This is a genomic window from Ventrimonas faecis, assembly GCF_040096075.1.
Taxonomy (GTDB): Bacteria; Bacillota; Clostridia; order Lachnospirales; family Lachnospiraceae; genus Brotaphodocola; species Brotaphodocola faecis.
Genome location: NZ_JBBMFJ010000003.1, coordinates 160059 through 177281, shown reverse-complemented (window position 1 = coordinate 177281; position 17223 = coordinate 160059). Strand labels below are relative to the sequence as shown.

Sequence of the window (17223 nt, the reverse complement as noted above, 5' to 3'; positions counted from 1 at the left end):
GCAATCTTACCCTCATGCGAAACCTTATATGTGATTTCTATTCGTCAGACCAGAGATTTGCCCGTGGTTAGTCTGTTTCCACATCCGGCTTCCTTCAGATTCCACCTCACGATGGACACCCTTGCCTTCGGCTATATCCTTCCCACTACCGGGTGGATTCGGGACTTGCACCCGTTAGAAACGTGCGCCGCCGGGCGCACGTAAAGACAGAAAATGCCCGGAGCGAAACGCTCCGGGCATTTTCTTATATCACTTTATAAAATTTATCTCTCGTCGGTATCCCAGTTGTGGTATACAGCCTGTACATCATCGTCGTCGTCCAGAAGGTCTAACAGACGGTTCATGTACTTGATGTCGTTTTCGTCGGTCAGTTCTACCCAGGTCTGCGGGATCATGGTAACGTCAGCTTCCATCATCGGGATGCCATCTTTCTCCAGGGTCTCACGAACGGCACTGAAATCGTCCGGATCGGTGATGATCTCGAAGCTGTCCTCTTCCTCGGAGAAGTCCTCTGCGCCTGCGTCTAAAGCCATCATCATTAACTCATCTGCGTCAAGGTCGCACTCTTCCTTGTCGATGATGATCTGGCCCTTCTTATCAAACATGAAGGATACGCTGCCCTGGGTACCGATGTTACCGTTTCCCTTGGTGAACGCGCTTCTTACGTTTGCTGCGGTACGGTTCTTGTTGTCGGTTAAGGTGTCAACGATGACTGCAACACCGCTCGGGCCGTAACCCTCGTAGGTCAGTACTTCGTAGTTTACGGAGTTTGCATCGCCTGCTGCCTTCTTGATACCGCGGTCAATGGTGTCGTTCGGCATGTTGTTTGCTTTTGCCTTCGCGATGACATCACGAAGCTTGCTGTTGTTCGCCGGATCCGGGCCACCCTCTTTTACTGCTACGGCAAGCTCACGGCCGATGACGGTAAAGATTTTTCCCTTTGCTGCATCATTTCTCTCTTTTTTGTGCTTGATATTGGCAAATTTAGAATGTCCTGACATAAAATAACGCTCCTTACTTTAAACTTTCTCTTTTCGTCCTGAAAAAACATCTTTTCTATTTTAACACTATTTTTCTTCTCTTGCAAGAGCCTGCGACAATTTCGTTACCCGAACAGAATGAATCATCTTGTTTTCCACCTTCAGCACGCAGAACCGGTACCCCAGATACTGAATCTCCGGCTGCTCGTCATCCCCCGGGATGCGGTCCAGGCGGGAAATGAGAAGGCCGTTGATGGTATCGTAATTCTCCAGATCTTCCTCCGGGAAGGTGATGCCCAGCTCCTCCTGTGCCTCATCGAGAGGTGTCATGCCGCTCATGATCAGGGCATCTCCCTCACCGCGGACAATGTACTGCTCATCCACATCGTACTCATCCAGGATGTTGCCCACGATCTCCTCCAGAATATCTTCCATGGTGACAATTCCGGCAGTCTGGCCGTACTCGTCAATCACGATTTCCATGTGGATCTTCTGGGACTGCATCTCTTTGAATAGAGAATTGATATTGCGGGTCTCCGGAATGAAATGCGCCGGCCGCAGAACGCCCGGTACATTGGCAATCTCCATGCGTGATTCCTGCAGATTTTCCGCATGGAACAGCACATCCCGCATATGTACGGTACCGATGATGTCGTCCAGATCTTTTCCGTAGACCGGATATCTGGAATTTTTTGCCTCCTTTAAAACAAAGTGGGCGGCTTCCCTTAAAGTCATGGAACCGTCTAACGCCACAATGTTCTTGCGGTGGGTCATGATATCACCGGCTTCTTTGTCATCGAACTCGAAGATATTGGTGATCATCTCGGCTTCGCTGGACTCCAGTACGCCCTGCTCATGGCCTTCGTTGACCATATCCATAATATCTTCTTCTGTTACATTTTCCTGTCTGGACTTTATAAATTTCCAGATTGCAAAGCCTGCTGCCAGGAAAAGCAAAACCACGCCTGCCAAAAGGATCAGGCGCGAATAACCATCGTCCATACTGATCTTGTTATCTCCTTCTTTTCTCTTTTGTATACACTATACTTCTTCCTGATTGTACGAAACTTCCGCCATTTCGTCAAGGCGTAACAACGCATTTGCCTGTTTTCCGCCGGAGAAAGGCTCTTTTGATTCACAGCGAACTATGTAGTCAGCTCCAGACTCACCCGAAGGGCCTGGTTCACCTGCTCTAACAGTTCATCGTCAATATGGCAGATCCGCTCTTTCAGCCGCTGCTTGTCAATGGTGCGCAGCTGCTCTAAGAGGATCACGGAATCCTTGATCATGTCGCTTTTTCTTGCGGACAGTTCCACATGCGTCGGCAGTTTGGCCTTATTCATGCGGGACGTAATGGCAGCGCAGATTACGGTAGGGCTGTGGCGGTTTCCCACATCGTTCTGGATGATGAGCACCGGCCGCACGCCTCCCTGCTCCGAGCCTACCACCGGCCGCAGGTCTGCATAATAAATATCGCCTCGTCTGATAATCACAGTTTCACACTCCGTCACTGGTTTTCAAAGGTAGTATTGCCCTCTGCCAGGCGGCGTATACACGGCTGCCCGTTTTTCTTCTCTATGATTATCCTATTCCGCGAAGCAGTCCATCGTTCCCACTACCTTACCATTCCGGTAGTAAACCCGGGGCACACGTTTTCCGATGTCGCAGACCATCTCATAGTGGAATCCTCCGCAAAGCTCCGCCAGACGCTCCATGGTGATTTCCTCATCCCCGTCTTTTCCGATCAGAGTCACCGGTGTATCCACATCAACACCCGGGATATCGGTTACATCTACCATAAACTGGTCCATGCAGACACGGCCAAGGATTGGCGCGCGCTTTCCACAGATCAGCACATATCCGCGGTTGGATAAGCTCCTCGGATAACCGTCTCCATATCCCACCGGCACGGTAGCTACACGCATGGTGCGCTCCGTCACATAAGTGCCGCCGTAGCTGATCTCCTCGCCCGGCCCGATCTCCTTCACATAGGTAACAAAGGATTTCAGTCCCAGAGCCGGTTTTAACGGTACCCTATCCTTCTGCACCTCATCCGACGGATACATGCCGTAAATGGTGATGCCGGCCCGGACATAATTTAAGTTTGCCTCCGGCAGGTCAATGATACCCGCGCTGTTGGAGCAGTGCTTCATGGGAATCTCAATCCCACGCGCTTTCAAAAGCTCCACAAAATGCAGGTAACGGCCAAGCTGGGTCATGGCAGAATTTTTTTCCGTCTCATCGGCTCTGGAAAAATGGGTAAACAGCCCCTCGATTTCTATGCCCGGAAGCTTTCCGATGGCTGCTGCCAGGTCTGCTCCCGCTTCATCAGCCTCCATGCCAATGCGGCGCATGCCGGTATCCAGAGCCAGATGGATCTTCGCGGTTTTCTTCAGTCTCACAGCCATGTCTGACAGCGGTTTTGCCTGTTCCATCGTAAAGATGGCCGGGCGGATTTCCTCCTCAATGAGCTCCTGATAGCGGGATGGATGGGTCACGCCCAGGATCAGGATCATCTTTCTGATGTCATTGCGGCGCAGCAGCATGGCTTCATCTGCCGTTGCTACCGCATAACCATCCACGTAATCCTCAATGGCCTCTGCTACCGGAACGGAACCGTGTCCGTAAGCATCGGCCTTAATCACGCCGATCATTCCTGTTTTCTGGTCAATATTTCTGCGCATGGACTCCATGTTAAAGGCGATGGCGTCCAGATCCACCGGTGCGTAAACCCGTGTATACTGCATGTGATTCATATTTTTACTCTGTTCCTCGTTTCTGTCTTTTTTACCGTTTTTATATTTCTTTTAAAATGCTGTCTGCCACATCTGTGGCCAGCACGCTGTTCTCTCCATACGCTGCTGCCGCATACTGTCCGGCGTGGCCATGTACATACACACCGAAGGCCGCTGCCTCTGTGCATTCCATACCGCGGGCTAAAAGCCCGGCGATCACGCCGGTGAGCACATCCCCGGAACCGCCCTTTGCCATGGCGCTGCAGCCGCTCCGGTTGATCCAGGCAGCACCGTCCTTATCTGTCACTACCGTGACTGCGTCCTTCAGCACGCAGACGGTTCCATAGCGGGCGCTGTAGGCCCTTGCCTCTCCCAGCGGATCCTTCTTCAGATCCGCGATGGGGACCGAAGTCAGGCGGCTCATCTCGCCCATATGCGGCGTAATGATGATGTTCTCTGTAAAATACCGGGTCAGATACGGGTGGGCCGCCACGCAGTTTAAGCCGTCCGCGTCCAGCACAACCGGAACGTACGCGTCCGACAGTACAGTCTCCAGCAGATATTCCGTATAGGGTTCCTGCCCCAGTCCCGGTCCGGTCACGATCACATCAGCCCAGGCGCATTCCTGCTCCAGGATGTTCTGCATGGCTTCCTCGTCTTCCGGGTCATAGCAGCTAACAATGGCCTCAGGAAGCTGGGTCTGCAGAACCTGCCGGTTTTCCTGTACCGTCAGGATCTTTACCAGCCCGGCCCCGGTGCGGTAGGCACCAAGAGCGGAAAAATAAGCCGCTCCGCTCATGCCGCGGCTGCCCGCGATAACCAGCACCTTTCCAAACGTGCCTTTATTGCCATCCGGACGGCGCCTTGGAAGCCAGGTCAGATCCCCAGGCGTGATCACCTTTGCGTCCCAGCCGCTCTTAAGCAGACTGGCCTCAGGAAATCCGATATCGGCCACCACAAGTTTTCCCGCATACTGTCTGCCCGGATCAAGAAGCAGTCCGGTCTTTGCGTAACCAAACGTCACCGTAACATCGGCCTCCAGGGCAATCCCCATGACCTCGCCGGTGGTGCCGTGAATGCCGGATGGTGTGTCCACCGCAATGATTCCGGCCCCATACTGTTCCCGCATGGACTCAAGCATTTCCAGTACTTTCCGGTATTCACCGCCGATTTCCCGGCCAAGGCCGATGCCAAACACCGCATCCAGTATGATGTCACACGGCGCTTCTTTGTATTCTGACACCCTGCTCTGCGCAAGATTCAGATTTGCCGCAATCCGTTTCTGCGCCTTCATCTCTTCCGAATCATGTTCCGGATTGCCGGCAAACAAAAGGACGGTCTCATATCCACGTCCCTGCAGGATACGTCCCGCGGCAACACCATCTGCCCCGTTGTTTCCGGTACCACACACAGCCAGGATCCGGGCCTTCTTTCCAAGATTCCGTTCTGCGGCCATATGCTCTGCGGCTTCTGCCACGGCGAGTGCTGCCCGTTCCATAAGTACCATGGACGGAATGCCGATCCCGTGTATGGTGTTCTGATCGATTGCTTTCATCTGCTGCGCCGTTACAGCGTAATCCATGTTCTGTCTCCTCTCTGAGCCCGCACGCTCTCCTGTAAAGGGTGGATCGAAACTCAAAAAACCGGCAGGCAGGAGAACTTATATTGTCCCCGCCTGTCGGCTTTTACCCCTGTTACACTCTGCCTCTAGGATTCCCCGCGAGCCTTCCTTTCCTCTTCCTTTTTCCGGTCCTGCATGCTGCAGACACGGTAGGACAGACGCATCAGACTCTCGGAAAGATGTACATTCTCAACTACAACATCATCTGGTACATTCAGGTCCACATGGGCAAAATTCCAGATTGCCTTGATTCCGGCATTCACCAGACGGTCTGCGATCTCCGGAGCCTTGGTCTTCGGAATGGTGAGCGCTGCCATCTGAACGTCATTGTCCTTGATGAACTGCTCCAGGTCGTCAACGCCCCGGATTTCAATACCGCGGACTACCAGGCCGATGAGTCTCGGGTTGATATCGAACATACCTTTGATGATGAAGCCGCGCTTTTCAAAATTCGCGTAATTCGCAATGGCCTGTCCCAGGTTTCCGGCACCGATGATGATCAGGTTATGCTGACGATCGATTCCAAGGATCTTGCCAATCTCTGTATACAGGTATTTTACGTTATAGCCATAGCCCTGCTGGCCGAATCCTCCGAAATTATTTAAATCCTGACGAATCTGGGAAGCAGTCACCTTCATCCGGGTACTCAGTTCATTGGATGAGATACGCTCTACACCTGATTCCAAAAGCTCTCCGAGATAACGGTAATACCGCGGAAGCCTTGTAATAACTGCTTTGGATATCTCTCTGTTTTCCATGCTGCACATCTCCTATACGTAAACTATTGTAGTCTATTATAACCGCTTGCGAAATCTATGTCAATGTTCAAACAATTCCTGAACAAAAAACACACAGAAAGCTCTTTACAAGTGCCAAATTCCTATATTATACTTGATAAGTCTTATAGTAGAAAACGTAACGAAATGGAGTTATCTATGATTTTATCATGCAATCACATAAACAAAGCCTTCGGCACGGATGAGATTCTGTCCGAAGTATCCTTTCATATAGAAGATCAGGAAAAGGCTGCCATCGTCGGCATCAACGGAGCCGGCAAGTCCACCCTGTTAAAGATCATTGTAGGAGAGCTTTCCGCAGACTCCGGCGAAGTCGTTCTCGCAAAGGGGAAAACCCTCGGCTACCTGGCACAGCACCAGGACCTGGACAGCAGCCGCACCATCTACGAGGAATTAAAAGAAGTCAAGCAGCCCATCATCGATATGGAACAGCAGATCCGCGAACTGGAGGTAAACATGCAGAACGCCTCCGGAGAAGATCTGGAGCAGATGCTTTCCACCTACAGCCGCTTAAGCCACACCTTTGAGCTGGAGAACGGCTACGCCTGGAAAAGCGAACTGACCGGTGTGTTAAAGGGCCTTGGCTTTACCGAGGACGAATTTGACAAAACCGTCTCCACCCTCTCCGGCGGCCAGAAAACCCGCGTATCCTTAGGTAAGCTTCTGCTCTCCCGCCCGGACATCATTCTCCTGGATGAGCCGACCAACCATCTGGACATGGAATCCATTGCCTGGCTGGAAACCTACCTGTTAAACTACAACGGAGCCGTCATCATCGTGGCCCACGACCGGTACTTCTTAAACCGCGTGGTCACCAAGGTGGTGGAGCTGGAGCAGGGCCACGCCTCCGTTTACCTCGGCAACTACACGGCCTACAGCGAGAAAAAAGCCATGATCCGCGCTGCCCAGATGAAGGCCTGGCTAAACCAGCAGCAGGAAATCAAACATCAGGAGGAGGTCATCACCAAGTTAAAATCCTTCAACCGGGAGAAATCCATCAAGCGGGCGGAAAGCCGTGAGAAAATGCTCTCCAAGATCCAGGTGCTGGACAAGCCCGCAGAGATCCAGGACGAGATGCGCATCAGCCTGGAGCCAAACATCGTGAGCGGGAACGACGTGCTTACCATCCGGGACTTAAGCAAATCCTTTGGCAGCACGCACCTGTTCTCCCATGTGGACATGGAAGTCAAACGCGGCGAGCGGGTAGCCATCATCGGCAACAACGGAACCGGAAAAACCACCATCTTAAAGATCATCAACGGCATGCTTCCGGCAGACTCCGGCACCATCACCTTAGGCTCCAAGGTCCACATTGGCTACTACGATCAGGAGCACCATGTCCTTCACATGGAAAAGACGGTGTTTGAGGAGGTGCAGGACGCTTACCCGAACCTGACCAACACCCAGGTCCGCAACATTCTGGCTGCCTTCCTCTTCACCGGGGACGATGTCTTCAAGCGTATTTCCGATTTAAGCGGTGGCGAGCGGGGCCGTGTTTCCCTGGCCAAGCTTATGCTCTCCGAAGCCAACTTCCTGATCCTCGATGAGCCGACCAACCATCTGGACATCACCTCCAAGGAGATTCTGGAGAACGCGTTAAAGAACTACACCGGAACTGTGCTCTACGTCTCCCATGACCGTTACTTCATCAACCAGACCGCCACCCGCATTCTGGAGCTGACCGGGCAGACCTTCTTAAATTACATCGGAAACTATGACTACTATCTGGAAAAGAAGGACCTCATGAAGGAGCTCTATGTAGATTCCGAGCATACCGAGCGTGACCGCGCCATCGGCACTGCGGCAGCCAACGGCAGTCTAAAGGCCACCGGTGTTCCGGGTATGGCAAAATCCGTGGCTGAAACCGAGGTCAAGCTGGACTGGAAAGCCCAGAAGGAAGAACAGGCCCGCATCCGCAAACGCCAGAATGACTTAAAAAAAGTCGAGGACGAGATCCATAAGCTGGAGACCCGCGACGGCGAAATCGACGAACTTCTCTCCCAGGAAGAAATCTACACCGATGTTGCCCGTCTTGTGGAACTGAATAACGAAAAAGAGTCCCTCCAGAAAAAACTGGAAGAACTCTATGAAGCCTGGGAGGAGCTGGCAGAATAATCTGCCGGCTCTTCTTTTTCTTTCTATATGTAATTTCTGTGGTTACTGTCCGTTCTCAATCTCATGAAACACACGGTCCAGCTCCGCAATCAGGTCTTTCACGTTCTCAATGCCCACAGACATCCGCAGGGTTGCATCGGTCAGGCCATTTTTCTCCTGAATTTCTTTCGGAACGTCTGCATGGGTCTGGGTGGTCGGATAGGTCAGAAGCGTCTCCACACCGCCAAGGCTTTCCGCAAACCGGATCATGCGCACTTTGCCGAGAATCCCCAGGGCAAAGTCCTTATTTTCCACCTGGAAGGTCAGCATCGCGCCGTATCCGCGGCTCTGGCGTTTCATGATCTCATGGCCCGGATGATCCTCAAAGCCCGGATAAATGACCTTCGTCACATGTTTCTGTGCTCTCAGCCATTTGGCAATCTCCATGGCATTCTCCTGGGAACGGTCCATGCGGATGCCCAGGGTCTTGATGCCGCGAAGTACCAGCCAGCAGTCAAACGGCGCAAGGCCTGCTCCGGTGGTCTTGATCAGGAAACGAAGCTTCTCGCTGATATCTTCACGTCCGGTCACCAGAAAACCGGCCAGTGTATCGTTGTGTCCCCCAAGGTATTTGGTACCGCTGTGCACGACAATGTCCGCGCCCAGATCCAGCGGATTCTGTAAATACGGAGATAAGAACGTATTATCCACGATGAGAAGAAGGCCATGGCGCTTTGCGATGGCAGAAAGCTCCGCAATGTCCACCACATTCATCATCGGGTTGGTCGGAGTCTCCACATAAATGGCCTTTGTATTGTCCTGAACATACGCCTCCACGTCTTCCCTCGCGCAGTCAATTCTGGAAAAGCAGATACCGTTTTTGGTGGATACATGGTCAAAAAGACGAATGCTGCCTCCGTAAAGATCGGAATCAATGATCAGATGATCTCCCGGCGCAAACAGCTCCATCAGCATGGTAATTGCTGCCATACCACTGGAAAACGCCAGCGCGTCCACACCGTTTTCGAGGGATGCCACCACCTTCTCCAGATGTTCTCTGGTCGGGTTCTGCAGTCTGCTGTAATCAAAGCCGGTACTCTGTCCAACTGCCGGATGCGCGTAAGTCGCGGTCTGATAGATCGGATAGCTGATAGATCCGAAATGCTGAATGGAAGCCTCATCTTCTTCCAGATGAATACACTTTGTCTCAATCTCTCTTTCCATATGCTCTTTTGTATCTCCTATCTGTTTGATAGGTTTATTATCACCGACTCTGCCGGATTTGTCAATACCCGTTACTGTTCACACGTTGTGCAAACAGTAACGGGATTTTGCCGATGCTTCGCATTCCAAATCGGCAAAATCTGCTACCACCACTGTATCATACGGAATTTTCAGTTCAGAAAATTCCTACCTGTCAACTGTAACCTTTGTATCTTTCTGGTGCAGGATTTTTTCCAGTTCCTCACACACTTCCGGAAATTTCCGGGTAAGCTCTTCTGTTTTCTCACCACTCACATAATCTGAAAACAGCTTTCCAAAACAAAACGCCGCATTCTCCGCGTAATAATCCGGAATTTCCAGAATATCCTGCAAAACCGGCCCGGCTTTCCAGTACTCCTGCATCATAGTGCTGTTTTCCCGGTAACAGCCTGCCCGGTAACCCACATATTCCCCAAAGCCCTGCAAAATGGAATCCACATCGCAGAACTTCACTTTCTTATAGCGCCGGTCCGTACTGTAACGCACATAGTAAATGCCAGAGGACGTAGATGGCGCGGAAAAATACTGTTTTTTCTTATAAAAAAGGAACTCCCATCCATCTTCCACAAACTGTTTCTGCCACCCGCGCGGAACCTCGTACAGATAATCCGTAATAAGGTCTTTATCCCTCGAATCCGGCCGCTCTGTGCCGATCACGCGGATCGCGTGTTCCTTTTCTTCCTGACCGTTTTCCCCCAGAAATTTCAGGTCCACATACTGGTTGTGCGCCATATGCCCGTTGCTGAAAAAGAAATAGCGGACTCCGTTGATGTCCCGCTGCCCGCCAGTCTGGAGCCAGCCGCGCTCATCGAACCAGTACCACTCTCCCTCATAGTACAACCAGCCTGTATGGGAACTGCCGTCCTCATCCTGGTAAATCCAGTGGTGGTCTTTTCCATAATGCCAGTTTTTGCCGCCGCTTCCCGGGGCGTCCATGCCGAAAGCCGCGCAGGAAGGAAGAAGCAGAAACGCCGACAGAAACAGCGCGGCTGCCGCCCGTTTTGCTGCCTGATATCCCCTCATAGTCCTCGTCCTCCCTCCTTTCCCATAGCAGTTTTCCTATAGCAAAAAGGAGGCCGCCCGAAAGCGTCCCCCTTCTGAAGTCTTTTTATGAGCAAGACGATAAGCCGGGTTATGTCGTTGAATGGTCATCTATCTAGACCAGATGTCACCACCTGGTTCAAGCGACCTACCCGAAAGCAGACGGGCCGCCTTATGCTTTCTGTTCGGTCTTGCTTCGAATGGGGTTTACATGTGCCCCGTCTGTTACCAGACGGGCGGTAGTCTCTTACACTGCCCTTCCACCCTTACCGGCAAAGCCGGCGGTATATTTCTGTTGCACTGTCCCTGGAGTCACCTCCGCCAGACGTTATCTGGCACTCTGCCCTGTGAAGCCCGGACTTTCCTCTCCCGCAGCCTTTCGTTTCTGCGGCAGCGACCATTTGTCTTACTCAATGTTCCCTATTCTAGCATTATTCCCCCGCACTGTCAAGCTCAGACTTTAAAGCAGCTTCCGCCGATAAACTCACGGATCAGGGAATTATGTGGAATCTCCTCACTGCTGACCCCCAGGAAATAATCCAGGAATTTGAGCAGCCGTTTCGCCTCCACATACTCGGCGCTGTCCCGCGGCACGGAGAAAAGCACCGGTTCCGCATACTGCTTTAAGACAGAAAGCTCATATACCAGAGCAGAGTTGAACATCACATCCGCATCCTCCTGATATGGGAAGATATTCTCCTCCTCCCCCCGGCGCACCGATGGCCACATACGGATGGTATCCTGGGCAGACGCGCCCCGGGTCCTTGCGTCCCGCACGATGCGGCGCAGCAGACGGCCGTCTGTGGTGGGAATGCGGTTGTGTTCGTCAATGTTTAACTGGGTCAGGGCACTGATGTAGATCTTGAATTTATTCTTTCTCGGCAGCGCGTAGGAAAGCTTTTCATTCAGGCAGTGGATTCCCTCAATGACCAGCACATCATCCGGGCCCAGCGTCAGGTAATCCCCGTGGTACTCCCGCTCCCCCTTAATGAAGTTGTACTCCGGCATTTCCACGGTTTTTCCCGCCAGAAGATCCGTCATGTTCTGATTGAACAGTTCCACATCCAGGCATTCCAGCACCTCATAATTGTAGTTGCCGTTTTCATCCCGTGGACTGTCCACCCGGTTTACAAAGTAATTGTCCACCGCGATGGGATGCGGCTTTAAGCCCTTCGCCTTTAACTGAATGGAAAGACGGTGGGAAAAGGTAGTCTTTCCGGAGGAAGACGGTCCGGCAATCATGACAATTTTCTTATCCGGACGGCTCGCAATCTGCTCCGCGATATCACCAATCTTCTTCTCCATCAGCGCTTCCTGCATCAGGATCAGCTCACTGATCTTCCCGTGACAGATCACATCATCCAGAGCACCCACCGTAGGCACCTCCAGCTGTCTTCCCCAGCACTCTGTCTCATCCAGCACCTCAAACAGCTTCTCCCGGTCATGGAACCCGGCCACATGCTCCGGATCGTTCTGATCCGGCAAAAGCAGCATCATGCCATCCCGGTACAGAATCAGGTCAAAATACTTCAGATAGCCAGTGTTCTGCACCATATATCCGTAATAATAATCCTCAAACCCGCCGATGCTGTACAGGTTTACCCTTGATACCCGTCGGTAATGGAACAGCCGCTCCTTCTCATACATGCGGTGGCGGCGGAAGATTTCAATGGCTTCATCGGTGGTCACATTCCGCTTCATGATCGGAAGCTCTGCTGCCACATACTCCTGCATTTTGGCCCTGATTTTGTCCACCAGCTCCTGCGTCTTCTCAAAATCGCCGTCCGACTCAATAAACAGGCCGTTGGCAATGGCATATTCCACAGACACCTTACGGATATGCTCCGCTCCCACTACCTCATAAAAAGCTTTTAAGAGAATCAGAAGCACACTCCGCCGATAAGTCTGAATGCCCGGTTTGTCTGCCGCTGTCAGAAATTCCACCGCAGTTCCCTCTTTGACTTTTTTATGAAGCTCCTGCAGTTTTCCATCTACCGTAGCTAGCAGGATCTCATGGGAAAAACGGTTCTGTACATCTCCGGCCACCTGTTTTAACAGCGTGTCCTCGCTGTATTCTCTGTTCTCCCCCATTACACATACCTGAACCATACGCATTCTCCTTTCCGTTTTTCAGCTTCTGCGTAAGCCCCGTTCTCATGCGGCCTGCTTTAAAGCACTCTGGCCGGGAAATCCGGCTCTGCCTGAATTACCTCAATGCTGCCTCCGGAAACACGTTTCACATAGTCCGCCATAAACGGAATAAAAATATGTTCCAGTCCATAATGCCCCGCGTCAATGATGGCCATGCCCTGGGCGGCCGCGTCGATGGCATCGTGATGACCGATATCTCCGGTAACCAGCACCTGTGCTTTCTGCTCCAGGGCATAGCGGATCATGCTGCCGCCTGCCCCCGGAGATACCGCCACACGGCTGACCGGGCCTTTTGCTGCCTCACTTCCGTAGACCAACACAAACGGAAGTTCAAATGCCTGTTTCACCTGTTTCGCAAGCGCATCCAGGGAGACCGGCTCTGCCAGAACACCGGCTTTTCCGATTCCCACCGGCATTCCCTTCACTTCTCCGGTCACCTCCAGCGGCTGCCCGTCCCGGATTCCCAGTCGCTCTGCTGCCAGATCTGCCATGCAGCCTGGCGCCGCATCAAAGTTGGTATGCATGGCCACATAGGAAATATCCGCCTGCAATAAGCTTACGATCCGGCGGCTGATAAAATTCGCGTCATTGACCTGCTTTAACGCGCGGAAAATCAGCGGATGATGGGTCAGCAGAAAATCTGCCTGCTCCCGCCCTGCCTGCTCCACCACCCGGTCCGTAGCATCCAGGGCAACCAGCACCTTTTTGATTTCCTTATCTCCCCGTCCAGCCAGAAAGCCGGGATTATCCCAGTCGCAGGCCAGGCTTTTCGGAGCCAGCTCTTCCAGTTTTTCAATCAGTTCCCTGCAAAGCATGGTATGCCTCCTTTGTCTCTTCCAGTTCTTTTTCAAGACTTTCCGCGCGCTTTTTTGCTCCATCGGTTCCGGTCCGGGACAGATGTTCCAGAAGCTCTTTCCCCTGGACCAGCTCCCGTTCCAGAAATTCCTTTAACACCGGATCCTGTTTCCGGATCAGATCCGCTCCGTAGCGGTACTCGTATTCATGCTCATAATGCATGGTTCCCGGGCTTACGTGTAAGATCACATAATATTTTCCTTCATCCAGAAGCATCTGCTCTTCCGCAATGGAAAGCCCAAGCTCCTCCAGTCCGTGCCGGAACACGGAAAGCTCCGACTGCGGGGAAAGAATATAATGCTTTACACAGTCCCTCACATGGCCCCCGTCCCGGAGGATGCGCAGCATCAGCTCGCCGCCCATTCCGGCAATGACCACCGTATCCGCCTCTCCGGGCTTTAACTCCTTCAGTCCGTCGCTTAAGCGCGTCTCAATCCGGTCCTCCATATGATATTCCCTTACGTGTTCACGGGCTCTCTCAAGCGGGCCCTTCCGCACATCCATGGCGACCACATGCTTTACCCGTCCACTTTCCATAAGACGGATCGGGACGAATCCATGATCCGTCCCTACATCTGCCACATATCCTTCTGTCACTTCAGCCGCCTTTGCGGCAATGTGTTCCAGTCTGTTTGATAACTTCATACTATTTAGTTCCTTTTCTATCCAGCCTGGTCCTTCCAGCCGCCCTCCACTCCCGCGTCAGGGTCTCACCGTCAGTCCAGATAATCCTTTAATTTTCTGCTACGGCTCGGATGACGCAATTTACGCAGGGCCTTTGCCTCAATCTGGCGGATGCGTTCCCTGGTCACATGAAACTGCTTTCCTACCTCCTCCAGTGTTTTCGGCTTGCCGTCATCCAGGCCAAACCTCTGGCGCAGCACCTCCTGCTCCCGCTCTGTCAGCGTGGACAGTGCCTCCATCAGCTGCTCATGCAGCAGCGTAAACGTTGCCTGGTCTGCCGGAACCGCTACATGCTCATCCTGAATAAAATCCCCAAGATGGCTGTCCTCTTCCTCTCCAATCGGGGTCTCCAGCGATACCGGGTCCTGGGAAATCTTGCGGATCTCCCGCACTCTCTCCACCGGAATGTCCATTTTCTCCGCAATTTCCTCTGCCGTTGGTTCCCGCCCCAGCTCCTGCACCAGCTGTCTGGAAGTACGGATCAGGCGGTTGATGGTCTCTACCATGTGCACCGGAATGCGGATGGTGCGCGCCTGGTCCGCAATGGCCCGGGTAATGGCCTGGCGGATCCACCAGGTAGCGTAGGTAGAAAACTTATAGCCCTTGCGGTAATCAAACTTCTCCACAGCTTTGATGAGTCCCAGATTGCCTTCCTGAATCAGATCCAGAAACTGCATGCCGCGTCCCACGTACTTTTTGGCAATACTGACCACCAGACGGAGATTCGCCTCTGCCAGGCGTTTTTTCGCCTGCTGGTCACCAAGCTCCATACGCTTTGCCAGCTCAATCTCCTGATCTGTCGTAAGCAGCGGGATCTTACCGATTTCCTTTAAATACATACGGACCGGATCTTCTACACCCACGCCTTCCGGCACAGAAAGATCCAGCTGCTCCAGCTCAGCTTCTTCCTCTTCCTCAGATTCTTCATCCAGGAACAGTTCCGGGTCAATGTCATCTTCCTCTTCCGTGCGGAGCACATCCACATGATGGTTGTCCAGAAAGTCATAAATACGGTCCAGCTTTTCCGGATCCAGAATCTCCCCTTTGAAGAAATCGAGAATCTCCCGGTTTTCCAGCACATTCTTTTTCTTTTTGGCCTCTTCTAAAAGCAATTCCAGTTTCTCATCAAAAGTCTGTGTACGTTCTTCCATATCAATCCGCCCTTTCTCAACTGCAGACTACCGGAAGGATTGGAGCCTCCCGGTTCTATTCCTAGTCAATGGATATCTGAAGCGTTTTCAGTGCTGCCTGCTGCTTTATGATTTCCTGAAGCGCCGCAATGTCTGCTGCGCTCCGGCTGGCCTCATCCAGGCTGTTTTTCTTTACCTTCAGTACGGTTTCGGAAAATGCTTTTCGCTGTTCTTCATTATTTAAAGAATCATTCAGGCTTGCGTTAAACAGCGCCGCTACATGCTTATATTGTTCTTCATCGTTGATAAAGTGATTCAGAATGCCCGCCGGATTAACACTTCCTTCCCGGTGGCCGTCAAATACCATCTGCGCCACCTCGTGGTACAGCGGTTCCCTGAAATCATCCGGGCCGATAATGCCCTCAATCTTTTCAAATAGCTGCGGCCGCTCAATGAGCCAAGTCAGAAGCAGGCGCTGGGACCGGCGGATGCCGTCGTCCTTCTCTGTTTTCTTTCTGCGTTCCCGCGGCTGTGCACCGTCCTCGTCCCGGCGTTTTACCGGTACCGGCCCCAGCTGGTTTCCCAGCCGGTTTACCAGCCGCCTTAAGTCCTCATAAGGAATAAACTGCGCCTGAGCCACCGCCCTGGTATAGTTATCGCGTTCCAGCGCTTCATTGAATTCCAGAAGCTTTCTGGCCGTCGCGTTGTAAAACTTTGTCTTCTGCTCCGGATCTTCCAGGTCATATTCGCGTTTTAAGACATCAATCTCGAACAGGAAGCTGTTCTGCGCGTTCGCGATGCGCTCCCGGAACGCGTCCGCACCCATATTCTTGATAAATTCATCCGGGTCTTTGTAGGGTTTTAAGTTCAGCACCCTGGTTGAAATCCCCACTTCTTTTAAGATCGGGATGGCACGCAGCGCCGCCTTCACACCGGCTCCGTCACTGTCGTAGGTCAGAATAACCGTATCGGTGTAGCGTTTCAGCAGCACCGCATGCTGGGTGGTGAAGGCAGTTCCCAGTGATGCCACCGCATTGGTAAAGCCAGCCTGGTGCATGGCGATCACATCCATATAGCCCTCGCAGGCCAGCATGTATTTTTCCCGGCTGGTACGGGCATAATTCAGGCCGTACAGATTCCGGCTTTTATCGAAGATCAGGGTCTCCGGGGAATTCAGGTATTTGGGAGTTCCATCTCCCATCACACGCCCGCCAAAGCCAATCACGCGGTTATTTACATCCATAATCGGAAACATGACACGGTTCCAGAATTTGTCATAGGTGCCGCGCTCCTCCATGGTCACCAGGCCGCTGTCCCTTAAGATTTCATCGGCATAGCCTTTGGAACGCAGATACTGGTACAGGTCATTGCTGGTCTTATTGGCAAAGCCTAAGCCAAACCGGCGGATGGTGTCATCCGACAGTTCCCGTTTGCGGAAATAGTCATAACCAATCTTTCCCTGGGACTGGTGCAGCTGATAATAAAAATAGTTGGCTGCCAGCTTGTTGATTTCCAGAAGCGTGGACCGCTTGTCTGCTTTCGCCCGCTCTTCTTTGGAATATTCCACCTCCGGCAGATGTACCCCCGCCCGGTCTGCCAACACCTTCAGTGCCTCCGGGAACGTATAATTTTCATATTCCATGACAAACGTAATGGCGTTGCCCCCTGCTCCACAGCCAAAGCAGTAATACATCTGCTTCTGGGGTGACACGGAAAATGAAGGTGATTTTTCATTATGAAACGGGCAAAGTCCGAAATAGTTCGACCCTTTCTTCTGAAGCTTTACATATCCAGAGATTACATCTACAATGTCATTCCTTGTCCGCACTTCCTCTACGACATCTTCCGGATAATACATGAAATACTCCTTTC

The 17223-nt window shown here is 52.2% G+C and carries 13 protein-coding genes, 1 other RNA gene and 1 pseudogene; 1 reads left to right on the top strand and 14 read right to left on the bottom strand.

The features are described 5' to 3' along the window. Window positions 1-263 precede the first annotated feature (263 nt). The 6 genes and pseudogenes from WMO41_RS03010 to WMO41_RS02985 all read right to left on the bottom strand — a co-directional run bounded on the left by WMO41_RS03010 (window position 264) and on the right by WMO41_RS02985 (window position 6094). Complete coding sequence (locus WMO41_RS03010) at window positions 264-1001, bottom strand: YebC/PmpR family DNA-binding transcriptional regulator (RefSeq protein ID WP_349228501.1); 738 nt, start codon at window positions 999-1001, stop codon at window positions 264-266. A 66-nt stretch (window positions 1002-1067) separates the two neighbouring features. Continuing rightward, window positions 1068-1880 (bottom strand): annotated as a pseudogene (locus WMO41_RS03005) (hemolysin family protein); the annotation flags it as partial. Window positions 1881-2125: 245 nt separating this feature from the next. Next, the gene (locus WMO41_RS03000; protein WP_118529994.1) at window positions 2126-2473 is read right to left on the bottom strand and encodes a type II toxin-antitoxin system PemK/MazF family toxin; all 348 of its coding nucleotides are present in this window, start codon (window positions 2471-2473) and stop codon (window positions 2126-2128) included. Window positions 2474-2566: 93 nt separating this feature from the next. Then, entirely contained in the window at window positions 2567-3727 is a 1161-nt protein-coding gene (gene alr / locus WMO41_RS02995; protein ID WP_349228499.1) for an alanine racemase, read from the bottom strand. 49 nt (window positions 3728-3776) lie between these two features. Continuing rightward, window positions 3777-5297, bottom strand: a complete 1521-nt coding sequence (locus WMO41_RS02990; RefSeq protein WP_349228498.1) for an NAD(P)H-hydrate dehydratase — start codon at window positions 5295-5297, stop codon at window positions 3777-3779. A gap of 125 nt (window positions 5298-5422) precedes the next feature. Beyond that, window positions 5423-6094: a redox-sensing transcriptional repressor Rex gene (locus WMO41_RS02985; RefSeq protein ID WP_177291959.1), complete on the bottom strand. Its 672-nt coding sequence runs from the start codon at window positions 6092-6094 to the stop codon at window positions 5423-5425. A 177-nt stretch (window positions 6095-6271) separates the two neighbouring features. Between WMO41_RS02985 and abc-f the strand changes: the two genes are divergently transcribed. Further along, window positions 6272-8248 carry a ribosomal protection-like ABC-F family protein gene (abc-f, locus tag WMO41_RS02980; RefSeq protein ID WP_349228497.1) on the top strand — a complete coding sequence of 659 codons (1977 nt, stop codon included), beginning with the start codon at window positions 6272-6274 and terminating at the stop codon, window positions 8246-8248. 42 nt (window positions 8249-8290) lie between these two features. On the opposite strand, the gene WMO41_RS02975 is transcribed toward abc-f, so the two are convergent. From WMO41_RS02975 to dnaG, 8 genes are all read right to left on the bottom strand, one after another. Next, entirely contained in the window at window positions 8291-9451 is a 1161-nt protein-coding gene (locus WMO41_RS02975) for a trans-sulfuration enzyme family protein (protein ID WP_349228496.1), read from the bottom strand. A gap of 186 nt (window positions 9452-9637) precedes the next feature. After that, window positions 9638-10513 carry a hypothetical protein gene (locus WMO41_RS02970; protein WP_349228495.1) on the bottom strand — a complete coding sequence of 292 codons (876 nt, stop codon included), beginning with the start codon at window positions 10511-10513 and terminating at the stop codon, window positions 9638-9640. Between the two features lie 84 nt (window positions 10514-10597). Further along, an RNA gene (gene rnpB, locus WMO41_RS02965) (RNase P RNA component class A) lies at window positions 10598-10944 on the bottom strand. A 40-nt stretch (window positions 10945-10984) separates the two neighbouring features. Then, window positions 10985-12640 carry a nucleoside kinase gene (locus WMO41_RS02960; protein WP_349228494.1) on the bottom strand — a complete coding sequence of 552 codons (1656 nt, stop codon included), beginning with the start codon at window positions 12638-12640 and terminating at the stop codon, window positions 10985-10987. Between the two features lie 59 nt (window positions 12641-12699). Further along, a complete protein-coding gene (locus WMO41_RS02955) occupies window positions 12700-13497 on the bottom strand; it encodes a Nif3-like dinuclear metal center hexameric protein (protein WP_349228493.1) in 798 nt (265 codons plus the stop codon). Then, window positions 13475-14182: a tRNA (adenine(22)-N(1))-methyltransferase gene (locus WMO41_RS02950; protein ID WP_349228492.1), complete on the bottom strand. Its 708-nt coding sequence runs from the start codon at window positions 14180-14182 to the stop codon at window positions 13475-13477. The genes WMO41_RS02955 and WMO41_RS02950 overlap by 23 nt, the downstream gene beginning before the upstream one ends. Before the next feature lie 71 nt (window positions 14183-14253). After that, on the bottom strand, window positions 14254-15372 hold the full coding sequence (gene rpoD / locus WMO41_RS02945; protein WP_349228491.1) for an RNA polymerase sigma factor RpoD: 1119 nt from the start codon (window positions 15370-15372) through the stop codon (window positions 14254-14256). Between the two features lie 61 nt (window positions 15373-15433). Next, window positions 15434-17209, bottom strand: a complete 1776-nt coding sequence (gene dnaG, locus WMO41_RS02940) for a DNA primase (protein WP_349228490.1) — start codon at window positions 17207-17209, stop codon at window positions 15434-15436. Window positions 17210-17223: the final 14 nt, after the last annotated feature.